At 64.8% G+C, this 18,644-nt stretch carries 18 protein-coding genes and 1 pseudogene; 10 read left to right on the top strand and 9 right to left on the bottom strand.

The window, feature by feature from the left end:
- Positions 1-5 precede the first annotated feature (5 nt).
- Positions 6-503, top strand: a complete 498-nt coding sequence (locus tag OXG30_12240) for a VOC family protein (GenBank protein MCY4135662.1) — start codon at positions 6-8, stop codon at positions 501-503.
- A gap of 297 nt (positions 504-800) precedes the next feature.
- Positions 801-1,217, top strand: coding sequence for a hypothetical protein (locus tag OXG30_12235; GenBank protein MCY4135661.1), 417 nt, complete (start codon positions 801-803; stop codon positions 1,215-1,217).
- Between the two features lie 18 nt (positions 1,218-1,235).
- Here OXG30_12235 and OXG30_12230 read toward each other — a convergent pair whose 3' ends face one another.
- From OXG30_12230 to OXG30_12220, 3 genes are read right to left on the bottom strand one after another with little or no spacing between them, the layout of a single operon-like run.
- Complete coding sequence (locus OXG30_12230) at positions 1,236-2,693, bottom strand: FAD-binding protein (protein ID MCY4135660.1); 1,458 nt, start codon at positions 2,691-2,693, stop codon at positions 1,236-1,238.
- A complete protein-coding gene (locus OXG30_12225; protein ID MCY4135659.1) occupies positions 2,693-3,031 on the bottom strand; it encodes a nuclear transport factor 2 family protein in 339 nt (112 codons plus the stop codon). Before OXG30_12225 ends, OXG30_12230 begins: the two co-directional genes overlap by 1 nt.
- On the bottom strand, positions 3,024-3,785 hold the full coding sequence (locus OXG30_12220; GenBank protein ID MCY4135658.1) for an SDR family NAD(P)-dependent oxidoreductase: 762 nt from the start codon (positions 3,783-3,785) through the stop codon (positions 3,024-3,026). Before OXG30_12220 ends, OXG30_12225 begins: the two co-directional genes overlap by 8 nt.
- Before the next feature lie 46 nt (positions 3,786-3,831).
- Between OXG30_12220 and OXG30_12215 the strand changes: the two genes are divergently transcribed.
- The 6 genes from OXG30_12215 (at position 3,832) to OXG30_12190 (ending at position 9,229) form a co-directional block, all read left to right on the top strand.
- Positions 3,832-4,047, top strand: coding sequence for a ferredoxin (locus OXG30_12215; GenBank protein ID MCY4135657.1), 216 nt, complete (start codon positions 3,832-3,834; stop codon positions 4,045-4,047).
- Between the two features lie 65 nt (positions 4,048-4,112).
- Complete coding sequence (locus tag OXG30_12210) at positions 4,113-4,883, top strand: SDR family oxidoreductase (protein MCY4135656.1); 771 nt, start codon at positions 4,113-4,115, stop codon at positions 4,881-4,883.
- 32 nt (positions 4,884-4,915) lie between these two features.
- The gene (locus OXG30_12205) at positions 4,916-6,109 is read left to right on the top strand and encodes a cytochrome P450 (GenBank protein MCY4135655.1); all 1,194 of its coding nucleotides are present in this window, start codon (positions 4,916-4,918) and stop codon (positions 6,107-6,109) included.
- Positions 6,110-6,123: 14 nt separating this feature from the next.
- Positions 6,124-6,543, top strand: coding sequence for an OB-fold domain-containing protein (locus tag OXG30_12200; GenBank protein ID MCY4135654.1), 420 nt, complete (start codon positions 6,124-6,126; stop codon positions 6,541-6,543).
- Complete coding sequence (locus tag OXG30_12195) at positions 6,540-8,066, top strand: AMP-binding protein (protein ID MCY4135653.1); 1,527 nt, start codon at positions 6,540-6,542, stop codon at positions 8,064-8,066. The genes OXG30_12200 and OXG30_12195 overlap by 4 nt, the downstream gene beginning before the upstream one ends.
- Positions 8,063-9,229: a thiolase family protein gene (locus OXG30_12190; protein ID MCY4135652.1), complete on the top strand. Its 1,167-nt coding sequence runs from the start codon at positions 8,063-8,065 to the stop codon at positions 9,227-9,229. The genes OXG30_12195 and OXG30_12190 overlap by 4 nt, the downstream gene beginning before the upstream one ends.
- A 10-nt stretch (positions 9,230-9,239) precedes the next feature.
- Here the strand turns inward: OXG30_12190 and OXG30_12185 are convergent, their stop codons facing one another.
- On the bottom strand, positions 9,240-10,130 hold the full coding sequence (locus OXG30_12185) for a phosphotransferase (protein ID MCY4135651.1): 891 nt from the start codon (positions 10,128-10,130) through the stop codon (positions 9,240-9,242).
- A 101-nt stretch (positions 10,131-10,231) separates the two neighbouring features.
- Here OXG30_12185 and OXG30_12180 point away from each other — a divergent pair, with 101 nt between their 5' ends.
- Both OXG30_12180 and OXG30_12175 read left to right on the top strand, forming a co-directional pair.
- Entirely contained in the window at positions 10,232-11,416 is a 1,185-nt protein-coding gene (locus tag OXG30_12180) for an MFS transporter (GenBank protein ID MCY4135650.1), read from the top strand.
- 54 nt (positions 11,417-11,470) lie between these two features.
- On the top strand, positions 11,471-13,285 hold the full coding sequence (locus OXG30_12175; GenBank protein ID MCY4135649.1) for an NAD(P)-binding protein: 1,815 nt from the start codon (positions 11,471-11,473) through the stop codon (positions 13,283-13,285).
- Here OXG30_12175 and OXG30_12170 read toward each other — a convergent pair whose 3' ends face one another.
- The 5 genes and pseudogenes from OXG30_12170 to OXG30_12150 form a co-directional block, all read right to left on the bottom strand.
- Positions 13,286-13,642, bottom strand: coding sequence for a DUF1971 domain-containing protein (locus OXG30_12170; protein MCY4135648.1), 357 nt, complete (start codon positions 13,640-13,642; stop codon positions 13,286-13,288).
- A gap of 75 nt (positions 13,643-13,717) precedes the next feature.
- Positions 13,718-14,668, bottom strand: coding sequence for a XamI family restriction endonuclease (locus tag OXG30_12165; GenBank protein MCY4135647.1), 951 nt, complete (start codon positions 14,666-14,668; stop codon positions 13,718-13,720).
- Entirely contained in the window at positions 14,665-16,320 is a 1,656-nt protein-coding gene (locus OXG30_12160; protein ID MCY4135646.1) for an N-6 DNA methylase, read from the bottom strand. Before OXG30_12160 ends, OXG30_12165 begins: the two co-directional genes overlap by 4 nt.
- A gap of 144 nt (positions 16,321-16,464) precedes the next feature.
- Positions 16,465-17,796: a hypothetical protein gene (locus OXG30_12155; protein ID MCY4135645.1), complete on the bottom strand. Its 1,332-nt coding sequence runs from the start codon at positions 17,794-17,796 to the stop codon at positions 16,465-16,467.
- Between the two features lie 308 nt (positions 17,797-18,104).
- Positions 18,105-18,623 (bottom strand): annotated as a pseudogene (locus OXG30_12150) (DUF4389 domain-containing protein).
- Positions 18,624-18,644 lie beyond the last annotated feature (21 nt).

The following is an 18,644-nucleotide window of genomic DNA, read 5'->3' as shown; positions in this document are numbered from 1 at the left end:
CGCTGATGCCGGGCCTGGTGCCGCTCGACGACTTCTACCACTTCGGCATCGTGGTCACCGATCTCGATGCGGCCATGGCCGAGTGGACCGCCATCCACGGATTTGAATGGGGTCCCGTGCAGAACCGGGAATTTCTGGTGCGCCAGCCCAATGGGGTGGTGTTGGCCGAGTTCCAGTTCACCTACTCCATTGCCGGGCCGCCCCACATTGAGTTGATCAGGGGAGCCCCCGGCACAGTGTGGGATCCCTCCACCGCAGGCGGCGTGCATCATCTGGGCTATTGGAGCCACGATCTGGTGGCCGACGCCCAGCGACTGGCCGACGCGGGCTATGAGCCTCTGGCCTCCTATGACGCTGCCGATGGCCGACCGCTCGGCTTTACCTATCACTGGCTTCCCACCACAGGCCTGCGGGTGGAGCTGGTGGATGCCGACCGCCGCCAAGATTTTCTCAACTGGCTGGCCGGTGCCGATTTCCCCGCGGCCACCGACCGTAGTAGTTGAAAATCTGTCTACTACCGATAGACTAAATTTGGTGCCAAGCTTCCCCGCTCAAATTCGAAGTGCCGCGAGGAAGCGGGATGCCCAAACGAAAAGAGCTGGTGGCGCAGATCAAGCAACTTGCCGGGCTTCACGGAGCTGTTGCCCGACCGGTGCGCCAAGGCCGACATGAAATCTGGGAGTGCGAAGGACTCAGGTTTCCGATTCCAAGGCACCGTGAGATTGCTGAAGGCACTGCCGAGGTAATTATGAAGAGGCTGACCAAACACTTGGCGACACGATTGGGAGAGGAGAAGAGCAATGACTAGCAAGGTCTATGAAGTAGTAGCGACCCACTCCGGTGATTGGTGGACCATTGAGGTCGTCTCTGGACTTCCCAAAAGCATTCTCGGGGTGAGCCAGGCCCGTCGCCTGAACAAGGTTCCCAAGATCGCACGTCGACTGATCTCAGAGCTTCTCGATACAGATGTGGCTGACATTGAGGTGGATGTCCGAGTCTCCATGCCCGATGAACTCGAAGCAGCGGTCGACAATGCTCGACAGGCCGCGTCGGCTGAAGCCGAGGCTCATACTGCTGCTGCGAAGGCCCGTCGCGATGCCGCAGCCGCGCTGCTGAATGCCAATATGACAATGCGGGAGGCAGGCCAAGTTCTCGGCGTCTCCCACCAACGGATCAAGCAGCTCGCTGACCAAGCTGATCATTCAACAGCTTTCTGATTCCGACATGTGCCTCAACTACAGGCCAAGGGCATGTTCGACCGCGATCTGGCCGAAGCACAGGGCCTCTGACAGGTTGGAGCCGTCGCCGGGGTAGAGCAGGCCGGAGGCTTGGCCGAGTTCCCCCGCGCCGTACAGTCCGGGGATCGGGTCGCCGAAGGAATCCAATATGCGGCCGTGGCGGTCGCGGCGGGGACCTCCGGTGGTGTTCGATCCTCCGGGCCACAGCTCCACGCAGTAGTAGGGGGGCTCTGCTATCGGGACCATGGTGTCGGCCGGGCGCCCCCACGGATCGGGCTCGCCATTGCGGCACCGCTGGTTGTAGGCCTCCACGGCGGCGGCCGCCTGCCGGGCGGCGTCCTCGGTCATGCCTGCGGCCACAGCCGCCTCGGCGATGGTGGACCCCGGGGCGATCCAGCCCTGTTCGATTTCGGCGGTGTTGTCGTCGCTCCAGTCGTAGAGTCCTACGGCCACCGCGCCGAAGTGGGTGTAGGTGAGCGGCCCGGCCCGACGCCGGGATTCGTCGAAGAACCAGTAGCAGGGCACTCGGGGGTAGGTGTTGGTGGCCGGGTCGTAGGCCAGCAGGTCGTAGTAGAAGTCGTGGCGCAGCAGTGCTTGGTTGTGCTCGTTGGCGAACCGGTTCCCAGCCTGGTCGCAGATCACATAGCCGGGAGGGTCAATGCCGATGATGAAGTTCAGCGGCTGTCCGTTGTGGTCGAAGTGGCCGATGGCCCGGCCGATCATCTGGTTCATGTGCCACATGGAGGCCCCGACCCCGGCGGCCATGCGCACCCCATCGCCGGTGTTGTTGGGGTTGCAGTAGAAGTGCGCGGGATAAACCCGCAGGTGGTCTCGCTTGAGATCTTCGTCGAACTCGTAACCGCCGCAGGCCAGCACCACGCCGTATCGAGCGCCCAGAGCAATTGACTGGCCATCGCGAATGGCGGTCAACCCGGTTACCCGCCCGTCTTCGTCTTGGACTAGCCGAGCGGCAGCGGTGTCCCACCGGATGGGGACCTCCCTTTGGCCTACTGCGGCAGCCAGTCCCTCGAAGAATCGAGGACCCGCTCCGGCCGCGGCGGCCAAGCGCTCGCTCACCCCGCCGGGTTGCACGGCCACTATCGCCTCCGCGCCCTCGAAATCGGGATGCTCGGCCCCGGCGGAGGGCACCATGTCCAAGCCGCCGATGGCTTCTTCGAACCACCGCGACAGGCAGGCGGCTCGCTCGGCCCAGGCATGGGACACGTCGTAGGGCACCATGCCCGACGCGCACGCATCCAGATAGCGGGCCCCAGCCTTCACGTCGGTCACCGTCATCACCATGCCCCCCGACATCCGAGTGGACGGGGTGTGGCGGTGCTCGGGGCACTTCTCCACCAGCACCACCGAGGCGCCGGCATCGCTGGCGGTGATGGCCGCGGCAGTGCCCGCCGCGCCGAACCCCACCACCACCACGTCGTAGGTATCGTCGAACATCAGAAGTCCCCGCCGTCGAGGGTTACCGTCTGACGGACGATCATGCCGTCGGCCACCTCAAACCGATCGGTGCCCGAGGTCCCGTCGCCGGGGCCGCCGACCAGGGTCCAGGTCACCGCCACCAGCGCGCCCTCAAGTCGTGGCTCGGCGAATTCCACCCGGCCGTTGCCCAGTCGCACCGGCACGGTGGTGAAGTAGTCGGCGATGGCGTCTTTACCCTGGTAGGTCGCATCCCGCACCAGCACCGCGGCGGCGTCGTAGTCGGCGGCCATTGCCTCGGGGTCGCCGGTGTGAACTGCGTTGAGGTGGTCCTTGACTGTGGTAAGCGGGTCACGCATTGGTGATGCCGAGGCTAAGGCCCCCGTCCACCGTCAACACGGATCCGGTAGCCCATTCAGCAACGATCAAGTACTCGAACGCCTCGGCAATCTCGGTAACGGTGCCAATGCGCCCCAAGGCGTGAGCTGGCCCCAGCCCCTCCAAGCGGGCTTTGGCCTCGTCGTCGCCCATCAGCCCGGCCCGCTGGTTTATTTCTGTGAACACCGCCCCCGGCCGCACACAGCCCACCCGGACCCCCTGAGGGCCCAGTTCTGCGGCCAGCACACCGGTGAGCGCCTCCAGCGCTCCCTTGGTGGCGGCGTAGGGGGCCACGCCGGGAAAGGCCCGCTGGGTGTGTACCGACCCCACGAACAGCACACATCCCTGTCGTTCTCGCAGGTGGGGCAGCGCCTCGCCCACCAGCATCATCCCCGCCACCACATTGGTGTGGAACACATCGAGCAGTGACTGTTCGTCGAGTTCATCCACCGGACCGCGGTACATGTTGCCCGCGTTGCTGACTAGGGCGTCCAGCCCGTCGCCGTGCTCCACCGCAGCCTCGATCATGGCGGTGCGGTCAGCGGCCACCGTCACGTTCCCGGCCACGGCTCGGCATCGATTCCCGAGACGAGCGGCCACTTCCTCCACCCGGTCTGGGCGACGACCGGTGATGGTCACCCGCGCCCCCCGCCCGGCCAAGTGCTCGGCCGCCCCCGCGCCGATACCCGAACCGCCCCCGGTGATCAATACGGACAACCCGTCAATGGGCTTCATTGCCCTGCAACTTATAGGGAGCGGCACCGGGGTCTAGGGTCATGCCATGGCCTACCGGGTGGAGATTGACCAGGACGAGTGCATGAGCTCGGGGAGGTGCGTGGCCGACTATCCCGCGGCCTTCGCCTTTGACGACGACGAGCTGGCCACCGTTCTGTCCACCGCGGGGAATCTCACCGACCAACAACTCCTCCGAGCCGCCCGCAACTGCCCCTCCCGGGCCATCCAGGTATTCGACGACAACGGCAACCTCTTGGAGTGAGTCTGGTCGCCGCTGTTCATCGCCACCACCGCTGATTCACAGACGGACCACTAAGGTTTGCGCTCGTGACGAAATCGATCATTGTGACGGGGGCTGGACACGGCATTGGCGCCGAGATAGCCCGACAGGCGGCGGGGAGCTACCGGGTAGGGGTGTTGGACATCAACGGCGAAGCCGCTGAGCAGATAGCGAAGTCGCTCCCCGATGCAGTGCCCTTGGTGGCGTCGAGCACCGACTCCAGCGCCGTCGAAGCCGCGCTAGACGCCTTCGGCACCCCTGATGCGCTGGTCAACAACGCGGGCATTGTTCGCTTCACCCCACTGGTCGACCACTCAGAGGACGACTGGCGAGCAGTGGTGGATGTGAACCTCACCGGTCCATTCGTGTGCGGTCGAGCGGTGGCCCGCCGGATGATTGGCGAAGGCCGCAAGGGGTCGATCGTCAACATCGCCTCCATCAACGGGATCGCTCCCGGTCCCAATTCGGGGGCCTACAGCCCAACCAAGGCCGCGGTGATCCAGCTCACCCGACAGATGGCCATTGAATGGGGTCCAGCCGGCATACGGGTCAATTCAGTGGCCCCCGGCATCATCGATGACGGCATGTCGGCGCCCGTCCTGGCCGACCCGGAAGTGCGGGCCACCCGATCGGCCCGCACCCCCAGCCAGCGCCTGGGCACGGCCGACGACATCGCCAAAGCGGTGATGTGGCTGTGCTCGCAAGACGCCGAATACGTCAACGGCCACAATTTGGTGGTGGACGGTGGTGTGGTGTCGACCGTGCTGGCCGGAATGCCCCGCCCGGCGTCCATTGACGGCATTGACCAAGAAAACTGATCCGCCAAACCTGACCCAAGGAGGAAAACCCGATGGCAGAGTTCACCCTCACCCGGTTCGACGATGTTCGCGACGGCTATCGGCAAAAGGGCCTAAAGCAGGCGCTTTACGATGCTGCCGGGGTGATCATGGCCGACACCTTGCTCACCCTGTGGGGAGACGATCACCGCCGCCGCCGCCGCCTGGAGAATCGGCTGTTTCGGCGGGAGACGTTCGAGCACTATGAACGGGATCTGCTGCCCATCGCAGTGGACGCAGTGCTAGATCCCGCCGCGGCCGCTGGACAAGGCGACGTGGTGCCTTTGGCCCGGCGGATCGTGGTCAACCTCACCGCCGCCGCCGCTGGGGTCGACTACTCGGAGGGAACGGCAGAGGAAACTGATCGGCTGTACTCCTATGCGGTGAAGTTCAGCGAGGGGGCCACTGCGGTCCACAGCACCAGAGACCCTGAGGAGCTGAGGGCGGAGGTGGCCGAGGCCCTAGAGCGCTGGGACGAGGAGTTCTTCGCCCCGTCACTGGCCCGCCGCACCGATCTCTTCGAGCGGTTCGTCGCCGGGGAAATCTCCGAAGAGGACCTGCCCCGCGACGTGCTCACCGTGCTGGTTCGCAACCAGGACTCCCTGGACCTGCCCCGCGACGTGGTCCGTCGGGAGGTGGCCTTCTACATGCTGGCCGGAATGCACTCCACTGGGGCGGCCACGACCCATGCCGTTCACGGCGCCTTCGGTTGGTTCGACGACCACCCCGAAGACCGCGTCCGCATGGTTGAAGACCCGGTGTTCCTCCAGCACTGCGTGCATGAGTCCATGCGGCTGCACCCGGCCAGCCCGGTGGCCGGCCGCGAGGCGGTGGAGCCGGTTACCCTGCGCGATGGCACCGAGATGGCGGTGGGCGACACGGTGATGTTCGACCTGTGGTCGGCCAATCGGGACACCGAAGTGTTCGGGGCCGACGCCGACAGTTTCAACCCGCTTCGCACCATTCGAGACGACGTGCCCCGTTGGGGCCACACCTTCGGCGGGGGCCGCCATGCCTGCATCGGCATGGAGCTCGACGGCGGCGTGCCCGCCGATGAGAACACTGGGGCGCCCATCCTGCTGGGCACGGTGGCGCTGATCCTGCGGGGCCTTCTGGCCCGCGGTGCACAGCGCGACCCCGACAATCCGCCTCAGCAAGACCCCAACATCGCCCGGGTCTGGTGGGGCACATATCCCGTGCTCTTCTGATTGGCGGATCACTGATGGACGGGCCGACTGGCGAGCTTGAGGACCGGAGTCTGCGCCCGCTCACCGGAGAATTCTGGGCGGCGGTCGACCGGGAAGAGCTGGTTCGCCCGGTGTGCAGGGACTGCGGCCGTAGCTTCTTCGTCCCCCAGTTCGCTTGCCCGCAATGTCAGAGCACCAACTGGGCCTATGAGCCCAGCAGCGGACGGGGCCGGGTGTACAGCCACACCACGGTCTACCGCCCGCCCACTCCCGAGTTCGACGCCCCCTACGTACTGGCCGACGTGGACATAGAGGAGGGATGGCACCTGCTCACCTGGATCGTGGGGTGCGAGTCCGAGGACGTGGCCATCGACATGACGGTGAGCGTCCGCTTCGTCGTCGGCCCCGACGGGCACCGGCTTCCCGCGTTCGCCCCCGATGAGGCGTCCCGGTGAACGTCGGCTTGGCCTTCGCCCGCAACGCGACCCGCCATCCCAAAGATCCCGCCGTATTCGGCGGGCGGGAGCTCACCAACCGACAGCTCGACGAGCGCTCCAACCGCATCGCCAATGCCCTGTTCGGGGCCCATGGCCTGGCCAAGGGCGACCGGGTGGCTCTGCTGGTGGCCAACCGCCCGGAGGTGGTGGAGGTGCTGGGCGGCATCACCAAAGCCGGCGGCTGCTATGTGGGGTTGAACTTCCGCCTCGGCTCGGTGGAGTTGGAGCAGGTGTTCGACAATGCCGACCCGGTGCTGGCCATTACTGACTCCGAGCATCGGGACCAGCTTGACGGCTTCGACCTACCGGTAATCGACATCGACCGCGACCTCGACGCCCTGGCCGACGCCGCCTCGGCGGACCCTCCCGACACGCTGCATGAGGTCCGCCCCGAGGACGACTTCTGCATCGTGTACACCAGCGGCACGACCGGGCGGCCCAAAGGGGTGTATTTCGACCACGCCCGAGTGCTCCAGCACGCCACCGTGGCCTGCCTGGAATACGAGATCGACCGCCACAGCCGCTATCTCATCCAGATCCCCCACAACTCCAGCGTGAACATCACCATCCTGCCCTGCCTGATCATCGGGGCGGCCCAGGGGTTTATCGACAGCCGCAACTTCGACCCGGTGAGCTACGCCCGCATGGTGGAAGCCCATGGGGTAAGCCACTCGTTTCTGGTGCCCACCCAGCTGATGCGCCTACTCGACCGCCTCGAACGGGCCGACGACCACAAGCTGGGGTCGCTGCGCACGCTGGGCTACGGCTCGTCGCCCATCTCTCCCGACCGCCTGGCTGAGTTGGTGGAGCGCTTCGGCCCGGTGTTCAACCAGCTCTACGGCATGGCCGAGATCGCCTCCATCGGCACCATCCTGCGCAAAGAAGACCATGTGCGGGGCTTGCAGGAGCGGCCCGAGCTGCTGTCGTCGTGCGGGCAGCCGTCGTATGCGGTGGACGTTCGGGTGGTGGACCCCGACGGCCGCGACATCTCGATAGGGGAGCGGGGCGAGGTGATCTTCGGCGGCCCCCATGTCATGAAGGGCTACTTCCGGGATCCCGAGCGCACCGCCGAGGCATTGCGAGACGGGTGGATGCACAGCGGCGATGTGGCCGAGGTCGACGAGGAGGGCTTCATCTACATCGTCGACCGCATGAAGAACCTCATCATCCGAGGCGGGCTCAACATCGCCCCCACCGAAATAGAGAACGTGCTGTACCGCCATCCGGCGGTGTTGGAGGCGTCGGTGATCGGCGTGCCCGACCCCGAGTGGGGCGAGGCCATCGTGGCCGTGGTGGCCCTCAAGCAGGAGGCGTCGGCCGACGACCAAGAGTTGCGACTGTGGTGCCGCCAGTCGGAGCTGACCTCCATCAAGATCCCCGAGCGGGTGGAGTTCACCGATTCGCTGCCCAAGAACGCGGTGGGAAAAATCGCCAAGGAGGAATTGCGAGCCCGCTATTGGGGAGAGGGCCGGCGGGTGTGAGCGGCACCCATCCGCTGCACCGAGTGGCCATCGTCGGGGTGGCGGCCACCGAGATGGCCCGCCAGCTCGACACCACCTCGGCGGAGGTGTCCCTTCGGGCCGCGTTGGCTGCCCTCGACGACGCCGGACTGGGTGTGGCCGATGTCGACGGGGTGGCCGCTCGCTGGCCCGGGCCGGGAGGAGCCGTGTTCCAGCCCGGCTCCGCCGACTGGGCCGAGGTTTTCGGCCAGCCACTGCGCTGGGTGTGCGACACCTATCCCCAGGGCGTGCCCGGCGCGCTGGACGCCGCGGCCGCGGTGGCCGCTGGTTTGTGCGAGACAGCGCTGGTGTTCGGGGGGCAGGCCGGGGTCATGGGCGGGTCGGCGGTGGCCGACTACACCCGGCCCGATAACGAGTTAATCGCCTGCTGGGGTTCGCTCACCGCGGCCCAGTTCGCCCTGGTGGCCCAGGTATACCGGCACCGCTATACCCCCGACCCCGAACAGTTGGCTGCGATCGCCGCCGCCATCCGCAACGCCGGGTCGGCCAACCCGGCGGCGGTTATGGCCGGACGGGGTCCTTACACAGCCGCTGACGTTCTGGCTTCGCCGATGGTGGCTGAACCGTTCCGGCTGCTCGACTTGTGCCTGGCCACCGAGGGAGCCGCGGCCATGGTGATCACCACTGCCGAGCGGGCTCGGGATCTAGCCCAGGCGCCGGTGGCCATCCTGGGCGGGGGATCGGAGTGGCACCGCCAGCAATACGTGAACCCGCCCCGCTACGACGTGGTCTGGGGGTTGGGGGCCGACGCTGCCCGGCGGGCGTTCGAACTGGCCGAAGTAGGGCGACAGGACGTTGACGTGTTCGAGCTCTATGACATCAACACCTACGAAGTGGTGCGCCAGTTCGAGATGCTGGGCCTGTGTGCTGAGGGTGAGGGGGCCGAGTACTTGTGGGAGGCGGGCGTCGGGATTGATGGCCGCCACCCCCTCAACACCGACGGTGGCCTGCTCAGCTACAGTCACATCGGTTGGGGCGGCCCCACCCTGAAGATCGTCGAGGCCGTACGCCAAATCCGGGGCACCGCTGGTCTCGGCCAAGTCGTCGATGCCGAGGTCGCCCTGGTCACCGGTGCCGGCTCCGGCGCCCAGTATCACAACGTCATGATCTTGGGCCGGGGGTAGCTGCGCTCGGCTAGTCCGTCGCCCAATCCAGCTCGGTCTTCATGGCCTCCTCCCCGCGGCGGCCGATAGTCAGTAGGCGGGGGTCGTTGGAGTGGCCGTCTAACCAAGCCCGGATGGCTCGCATTGAGGCGGTGAAGGAGCGGACCCGCTCGAAGCGGGCGGCATATTCCAATCGCTCCTGATCGAGGGGGTGGCCGTAGTCGGTGGAGTCCTCGATCAAGCACCAGCCGGAAAAGCGTTGGGTGAATGCCACATCGCACATCGGGTCGCCGGGCCAGACTCGTTCCCAGTCCAGAATGCCGCCCAGTTCGCCCGGTCCAGTCCAGCTCAGGTTGGCAAACCGAAAGTCGCCGTGGCACCACACCGCAGGCTCGTCGCAGTCGGGGCGGTGCGACCGCAGCCATCCTAACGCCGCCTCGAACTCGGGGTGCCGGTTGGGGGCGGCCCGCCGATAGACAGCCTCGGTGCGATCGAGCTCAGTGTCATAGCCCTCGGCCACCGTCATCGGCGCGGTCAGATTGTGGAGCTGGCCTAACGCCTTAGCCGCAGCCGCGGTGTACTCCGGACGGCGCTCGGTCACGTCCCCGAGTCGCAGCACCTGGCCCGGCATCCGGGTGTGGACGCCGAACGGCTGGCCGATGGGATTGTCGAGGTCGGGCTGCACGGCCAACACCTGGGGGGCGGGCACTACCCCCTCAACCCGGCGCAGGTTGGCCGCCTCCACCTCCGGGTCATAAGGGTCGAGCGGACCACCCCGCGGCGCCACCCGCACGATCACGTCGTCTACCCCCAGCGTTACCCAAGAAAACCCCCGGCTGAGCCGCTCGACTCGGGGGTGAGGGTTGGCCCCGTCCATCACCTCTGCGACTGCTCTCCCCACTGCGGGTGGCGACAAGTCCACTGAATGAGCGTACCGGGGTGGCACAAGGTCACTTGGCCCCAACCACGAGGCCACTTATGCCGCCCAGTAACGTCGCCGGGAGTGTTGGGCGGGCGAGCCAGATGAATGCACAGGCAAACACTGGCCGTGGCCTGGCCGTGGTGGCGGCCAGCATGCTGGCACTGGGTGTCGGGTCAAGCCTGGGCTTCTTCCCCGGCTATTTCGTCGCCGCGGTGCGAGACGACCTCGGCATTTCCCGGGCCCAGGTTGGGCTGCTGGTGAGCCTGCATTTCGGCTGTACTGGATTGGGATCGATTATCGGAGCCCGGATCACCGAGAAGATCGGAACCCGCACCGCAGTCGTTGCCGATCAGTTGACCGTAGCGGTGGCTGCGTGGTCTGCCGCTCTGCTCGATAGCTATGCCGCTTTGATCGGGGCCGCGGTATTCGCCGGTTTCGGCTACGCCCTGACTAACGCGGCCACCAATGAAGCGGTAGCCGCTGCGGTGCCGGAAAGCCGTCGCACGCTGGCGTTGTCGGCCAAGACGTCGGGAGTGCCGACGATGGCACTGATTAGCGCAATCTTGGTGCCCTGGGCTTCCGATCGCTGGAGTTGGAACCTCATTCTCATGATCGGCGGGACCATCGCCGCTGTGAGTGCACTCATCGCCACAGCGGTCATTCCCGACATCCGCTCTTCTCGGCTGCGGGTCCAGCGCCAAGGGTCGGTCCTACCGAAGGGATTCTGGTGGTTCGCAGTATCGGCCTTCTTCTTGGTGGGATCCTCTCAGCCGCTTTTTTCTTGGGCCGTGCCGTACTTGGACGAAGCCCTGGGCACCTCCAAGCCGGTGGCGGGCGCTATCGCCGGAATTGCCGCCGGACTGGGCGCGGTTTGCATGTCGCTGACCGCGTTACGGGCCGACTACCTCGGCCGAACTCGCCGGGTGCCGCTCATCGTCGGGCTGTGCGTGGTGCTGACCGCGTCGCTTCTTGTGACCATGAGTGGCCTGACGCTAGGTCTGGCCGTGGCCACCGTCGGGCTATTTGCCGGTTTCATCGTCCAATTGGCGGCCATAGGCGTCATGCACGCCGCAGTGGTAGATCGGGCCCCGCAAGCCGTGGCCCGAGCCACTGGTGTCACGATGACCGGCTATTACATGGGCGCGCTGGCCACCCCAGTGAGCTTCGGCGCATTGGTCGACTGGCTGGGCACTTACACCTGGGCCTGGCTAATCATGGCACTGGGCAGCACCGCAGCTGCCGCCTGCTTTGCCCGCGCCAACCGAGTGGGCGATGTCGGACCTTGACCTATGGCCAGGCGACGACCAAGCTCGCTGAGCGGATTCCACAGGACTGACACAATGAGCTACGGGCACGTTCTGGCGCCGATTGAGATCAATGGGCTGGAGATCAAGAACCGCGTTGTGCGCACCGCCCACGGCACCAACATCGGCCAGGGAAGGGTCACCGACGAGCTGATCGCCTACCACGAGGCCCGCGCCGCAGGCGGGTGCGGGCTCACAATTTTGGAGGCAGCTTCGGTGCATCCCACCGACATGGGCACGTTGTGGCTGCACAATGCCTCGGTGGTGGACGACTATCGCCGGTTGATGGACCGCTTGGCGCCCTACGGCATGGCGGTGTTCCAGCAACTCGGGCACCTGGGCTACGAGGGGGTGACGGCTGACGGCGGACCGCCGTGGTCGGCATCGGAGCTGGCCGGGCCTAGCATCCGGCGTCCGGCCAAAGCTATGGCTCAAGACGACATTGATGAGCTGGTCGATGCCTTCGCCCAGGCAGCCCGGTGGTCGATTGAAGGCGGCCTCAATGGGGTTGAGGTCCACATTGCCCACGGCTACCTGCTCCAGCAGTTCATGTCGCCGACCACCAACCAGCGCACCGACCGCTACGGCGGCTCGTGGGAGAACCGCATCCGGCTGGCCCGCGAGGTGGTGGCCGCGGTTCGAGAAGCGATCGGCTCGGAGGTCCCGCTGGGAGTGCGGATCGGATCAGAAGCGGTGGGCGACGGGGGAGTGACCGAGCACGATTGCGCCGAACTGGTGAAGGTGCTGGCTGACGACGACCTGATCGACTATGTGAACCTCACCTACGGAAGCTGCCTGCGGCCCCACAAGATCATGGGCGGGATGCACGAGCCGCCTGGCTACGAGCTGGAGGCGGCTGCTCCGGTGGTGGCCGCAGTCGATCTGCCCGCCATCGTGACCGGCCGATTCCGCACCCTGGCCGAGGCTGACGAGCTGATTGCCGACGGAGTGGCCGACATGGTGGGGCTCACCCGAGCCCAGATCGCCGACCCCGATCTGGTGGTAAAGAGCATCGAGGGCCGGGAGGCCGAGGTCCGTCCCTGCATCGCCGGCAACGACGGCTGCGTGGGCGGCCTCAACCGGGGCCGCCTCTCCTGTGCCGTCAACCCCGCGGTGGGCCGCGAACTGGAACACCCGCCCGCAGGTCCGAGCCCCCAACGACGGATTGTGGTCGTCGGCGGCGGACCCGGTGGCATGGAAGCGGCCCGCCTGGCTGCCGAGCAGGGTCATTCCGTGGTGCTGTTCGAGGCCCGCAACCGCTTGGGCGGAGCCGTCCGGCAGGCCCAAGAGCTGCCCACCCGGGCGCTGCTGGGTGACATCTGCGACTGGCAGGAACGAGAACTAGCCCGCCTCGGCGTCGATGTGCGGTTGAACCAAGCCGCTGACGGGCAATCCATCATCGCAGCCCGTCCCGATCTGGTGGTGGTGGCCACCGGTGCCACCGGCGCCGAGATCCCCGACATCAGCACCATGCCCAAGAGCGCCAATGCTGTGGTTGACGACCGATTCGGCGGCTACGAGGCCCTCGGCCTGGCCGAATGGCTCGCAACCCAGGACCTAGCCGTCACGCTGACCACCCCCGACCGCCGGGTCGCGGCCAACGCCCTGCTCGACCTGGTAGTCCAACCCGCCCTGGAGCGCCTGCAAGCCCTCGATGTCGCAATCCAGACCAAAGTCGACACTCCGCCCGAGGCCGACCTAACCCTCACCGTGGCCAAACACCCCCACGACCTTCTATCCGCCGATCTCGCCGCCGCCAGCCTAAACGTTCAAGTCGTCGGCGACGCCCAAACCCCCGGCACTATCCTCACCGCCATCGCCCACGCCCACCGTATCGGCTTTGGCATCTAGTCACCGCGGAGCCGGAAGAGGGGTCGGCTGCTCTGGGTCTCGCTCGTAGAACTGTATGTAGAACTGGGCGTCTTCTGAGGGCTTGATATGGTGGTAGATGTCGGGCGCGATCACCACACGGCTGCCAGCGACGGCGGAAACGTTCCGGGATGTTTCGTCGACGAACAAAACCGTTCCCTCCAACACCACGAGTTCGGCCCAAACCGTGGTGCGGTGGTCCTTGGCCAGAGCTGGAGGCATCGACTCAGCGGTGAAGGTGGGGGTGCGGCGACCTGGCACCGCCGCGATCGGGATCTCCACCCCACTGCTCTCCACCTCGTTGCTGCCTTCTTGCGGCGACACCATTGCCACTTCCACCCAATTGCTCGGTAGTGATACTCCCACACCAAGTGCCAAGACTGGCTGATTCACAAGTCCCAACTAGCCGCGCACTTAGCCGTCCTGTTCTGTAGAGCGGATGAAGGAAGCCAGCGGGTTGAGGTCGTGGGCCCAGAAGATGGTTAGGTGCTGGTCTTGAGCTTGTTCGAGATTGTGGGTTTTGAAAATGCCTGACAGGACGGCGCTGGGGACGGTGGCCCCGCTTCCGAATTCCTCGATCCAGGCGGAGGCCTTGGCGGCGGCGTCATTGTTGAGCCGCTTTACGGAGTTAGTGGACGAGTTAGACACTTTGCATTCGATGGGCATGCACCGTCCATCGTGCAGCCTCACGATCAGGTCTGCCTTTCGAGTGCCGAACCTTGCTTCTCCGCAAAATTCACCTGGTTCTGGAGCATTGAGCAACCCGGGGAAGACGGTCCGCGGTTCGACTTCGGTCATGCCCGCTTCCCTGAGGCGGGCCTTCACCGCCTCTTCCTGGTCCTTCGACTGCATACGACGGGCGGTTTCTACCCGTCGGGTGGCCATGAGGGCTGCCGTTGCCAATGCAGCAGCATCCTGTTCGGAATGTTCGGGTCGGCGACCTTGGCTGATCCAGGGGAACCGCTTGGGGTCGAGTCCCTGAAAGATAGTGTCAGCCACTCGAATAGCCGCTTTAGCGTCTTCGAGCAGCACGCGGGGAGCCAGCGAAGTGTCGGCAAGTTCGACCAGATCGTCGGCCGAGATAGGCGGGCCGACTACATAGCGCAGAACCTCTAGCAGGTCGGGGTTAGCGAGTACTTCCAAAAGCTCAGGATCGGGTGTCTGGCTGCCAGGAATGGCTGCCAGCCGCGAGAGCCCGTCTGTCTTCTCCATCAACTCCCTTACGTATCCGAGGCATTTGGTAAAGGTCTCGGAGTACACGCCTTGAGATTCATTGAGCCGTTGGGAGCGGAAAATCTCTCTGGCCAGATCGCGTTGTTCGTCGAACTCCTCAGTAGTCCAGCGGGGTGGATCTGCGAGGCTCACGACGACAGATCGGCCAGCAATGCGGGGTTGGGAACGGGGATGCGCTCCATCTCCGTGGGCTCGAATTTGGTCAGCCCGCCTGCGTATGTCCTTCCCTGTGCCACAGAGACGCCAGATCTCAACGACGCGGCTAGGGCGTCCAATAGATCGCCGGCTATGGGTTCTCTTGGGTAGATGCCGTGGGCGACATTGACGTGTCGGGCCCCAACGAGGTTGCGGACGAACGCCGGAGGACGTCGGGCCATATAGGTCGCCAGGATCGGGGCCGGAGACCGCAGCCTCACCGACCACCAGGGATTTCGATGGCGGGCAACATAAGACGAACGGGCGCCGTCTCGCTCCGCCAGCCGCAAGAATCGCTCTACTAGAACGCGTTCTTCGTCATCGAGTTCTTCCAAGTCGGCGGGCAAGTCGATGACGGCCCGGAGGCCGGCGAAGCTCGACAGCACACCGTCGGGCGAGTCGAATAGCTCCCTGGCCTTGGTCACAGACGGGAATAGCGCCCTTGTTGGCAGTGCGGGATCATTGGCCTTGGTGATCCAGGTGGAGTTGGCGCCGGTAACCGCACCCCGATGCACCCGACAGAGTTCCCCGAGCGGGACGTATCCCTCGGGTACCGGCGGGGCCGATGTCAGCAGCGGCGACCACCTCTTCTCCTGCTTCAGCCTCTGCTTGCCTACTCTGCGTCCCCGGGTGAGGTTGGCGAGGTCTTCCACCTTCTTGACTCGGCGCATCTTGACCGAGGAAGCATTCGAACCGACTTCAAAACAGATCACCGATGCTGTTGTTGCTGTGCCCTCGAAGGGCATCGCCTCTGGAGCGACGACGTGGACAGACTCGCCGCCCAGCCCGTCGGTGAGCATCCCGCGAAGCAGCCGCCCGTAGTTGACGTCCATCCACTCGGCCGAAGTGATGAAGGCACCGAGGTCTCCTGGTCGTGCATGAAGCAGCGTGGCCAAGAAAAAATGGATGTGCATACCGGCGAGGGCGCTGACCGGCAAACCGCGGCTGGCCGCACTGCTAGTCAGCCACTGCTTCCACCGGGGTTCAATCTGGTGGTGGCGAACGTATGGTGGATTGCCCACAAATGCGGTCACCCCATCACATCGGCCGAGATCGGCTTGCCGGTAGTCGTCCACAACTACGTGGGACCGATCATCGAGACCTGCCGCCGTCAAATTGGCACGACACAACAGCGCGGCCAGCGGGTCTAACTCGACCGCCACCAACGAAGCATCGGAGAAGGTCCGCCCGGCCTTCAGGGCGAAACGCCCCGACCCTGAGCCGGGATCGACAATTCGAGCGGGGGACTCCTTAGCGGAAATCCAGCCAACCATCGCATTCACGATCTCAGGAGGGGTGTACACCGCACCCATAGAACGTCGCTGCCGGGCGGACCGCAGCCGCACGAACGCATTCCCCAAGGGATCACCTCCCTGCTGGATGGCATTGACAAGATCGCCGATGGTGCCGTCGGAAACCTTGCTAGCTGCGTCAACGAGTTCGTTCTCGGTCTTGGAGAGATCGGCAAGTGAACCGTTGCAAGTGACAGCCCAAGCCAACCCAGCCAGTTCTTGCTCTGACTCCACCCGCGCCGTCACTTCGAGGGGATCATCATGGTCCACCAGCTTCATCTGTTTGAAGTCTGACATAGCAGGTCTCCTGACCAGCGGATGCGAGTTGCTAGACCTACATGATCCCGATTTGAGTGACAATTCAGACAACTGCCGCTTCTTGGAAGCGCAGGAAGTGCCGACGGGTCGATGCCTCGCCCAGGTGTTGAGCGGCCGAGGACTCTACTGGAACGACACGAACACCGGGTTGGGGGAGAGTTCCAGGACTTGTTCGGGGGTGGCCATAGGAGAGTCTTCGTCGTAGAAGTTCTTCCAGCCCCAATGGAATTGGTGAGCGTCGTCCATGGTGGTTAGGGCGTCCCAGGTGCTGTATTTGGCCCGCATAGAGCCTTGGCCGTCCATGTGGATGAGGACCGCCAGCTCGGGAGGAGTCTCGATGGCGGCACGGTTGGTGATCATGGAGTAGCGGAATTGGTGGACGATCAGCAGTTTCTGGGGGAGGGCATGCTCCCGTACGAGCCCGGCCAGCCATTCCACCACCTGGTTGATCTCGGCCGCGTCCACTGTGCCGATCTGCTGTAGGTGTACCTCGTGGGGCTTGAGCCTCCACTCGGGATCGAGGGCCAGGCCGACGTGGGGGAGGAGGAGGAACTCCTCGTAGACCTTCGCCTGCGACAAGAAGTCGCTTCGTCCCGACTGTAGGTCCAGCACCACGTACATGTCGTTGGCGGCCGCGGTCTCGATCCACGGCCTGATCACATCCCGAGCGGTCATCGCCGAATAGTCCCCGTCGCTTCCGGGGCCAGCCGATGCAACGGTGGCGATGATCTCAAAGGTGGGCAGAATCACTGCGCCGTCGGCGTCGTAGCTCTGGGCGATGGAACGAAGGCGCTCGGCGCCCTCCTGGGGACCTTGTTCACCCAGCACGCCAAGTCCTGAAGTCGATGGATGGCCGTATATGGCCACCATGCGGCGATCAATTTCTGAGTCGAACATGAGCAGACCGCCGCCGGGAATCTGATGGCCCTGGCGGATCACCTCCAGCTGCCACAGAGTGTCCTCGCTGAGTCCCGGAGCCAACTCCACCTCTGAGGCATCGAGGATCTTCTTGATGGTCTGGGAGGGAAGGCCTCGGAGGTCGCCGGTGGCGACGATCACCGTGTTGCCGATCTGGTGGCCGTGGGCCGCCAAAGTTGCAGCCTGCTCGTCGTTGGCCACCAGCCACACGCGCTCAGGCGTCGCCAACGGTGTCGGTGTTGCTGCCTGCCCCGCTACCGCGGCCGGTTCGAGGTTGAAATCGGCCAAGGTGACGCGGTTGTCGCCAAGATCGAATCCGACAGTTACGAGCTCAGCCCCAGATGAGGAGGAGGCACCTTGAGTTGTTGCCGCCGCTCCGACAATCGACGAGGCCGTGTTCGAATCGCTGGCCAGGCCGTTTCCTGCCGCTAAAGATGTGTGGGTGTCCGTTGACGCATTCCCCACCGGCAGGCAAGAAGAGGCAACCGCGGCTAGGGCAATGACACCCACCAGCCGGGCCACCCGGCAGCCGGTCATGCGCTTTGTTTTGGGGGCTTGAGGACCCCCCAACGATTCCCAGACGCAAGTCTTGGGACCAGGGCGAAATCGCACCAATGGCTCCTTCAGATTCCATCAGGCTTTGGCGCCAATCAGCGCAAGACCTGTTACGAAATCCGCATGCCCTAGTCCGAACCCGAGTTACCGGGCAAGTACCCCCTACAAAGCGGCAGCCAACATGCTAGCGGAACAGCAAGTATCTCGAAATGGCAATCGACAAGATTCCGAACGCGGGATCGCCTTCGACCGGAAGGAGCCCGGTGGTTCGCTGGTCTGTCAGGTTTGGGTTACTTCAGCGAGAAGGGGGGATAGCGGTCGGTGATGAGCAGCCACATATAGGCCTCTACTCGCAGCGACCAACGGCCAACGCCGACCACGAAGTCGAAGAGGCGGCGCGGGTAGCGGCCAGTGAAGATGATCGCGAACCATGCGATCACGACACTGAATAAGGCTGCGACCCACAGGATGGCCAGAACGATGTAGTGGGGAATGGCAAGGATCCACTTGACAATCGGCAGCCAACGATTCAGGTCGCGGGCTGCGTCGGGGTAGTCCAAGTCGAGGTGGACGGCTTGTTTTTCGTCGGTTGATGGGTATTCCTCCCTCAGCAGCCCCAAGTAAGCCACCACACGGGTCGTGAATCTGGTGAGTTCAAGGTTCCAGTCGAACCACCACCGCGGGTACTTGCGGCGGAACAGAATCATCAGCAGTGTGGGAAGGAACAGCGCGCCTCCGACCAATTCGCCCACAATCGCGATGGGGATAATCAGCAGGGTCTGTCAGGAATTTTGTGTATCGGGCGTGATCTGAGGGTCCGCGGCCGGGTG

This window comes from bacterium, from assembly GCA_026708015.1.
Classification (GTDB): domain Bacteria; phylum Actinomycetota; class Acidimicrobiia; order Acidimicrobiales; family Bin134; genus Poriferisocius.
Note: the sequence above shows the minus strand (reverse complement) of the source record. Positions and strands in the feature narration are given on the sequence as shown.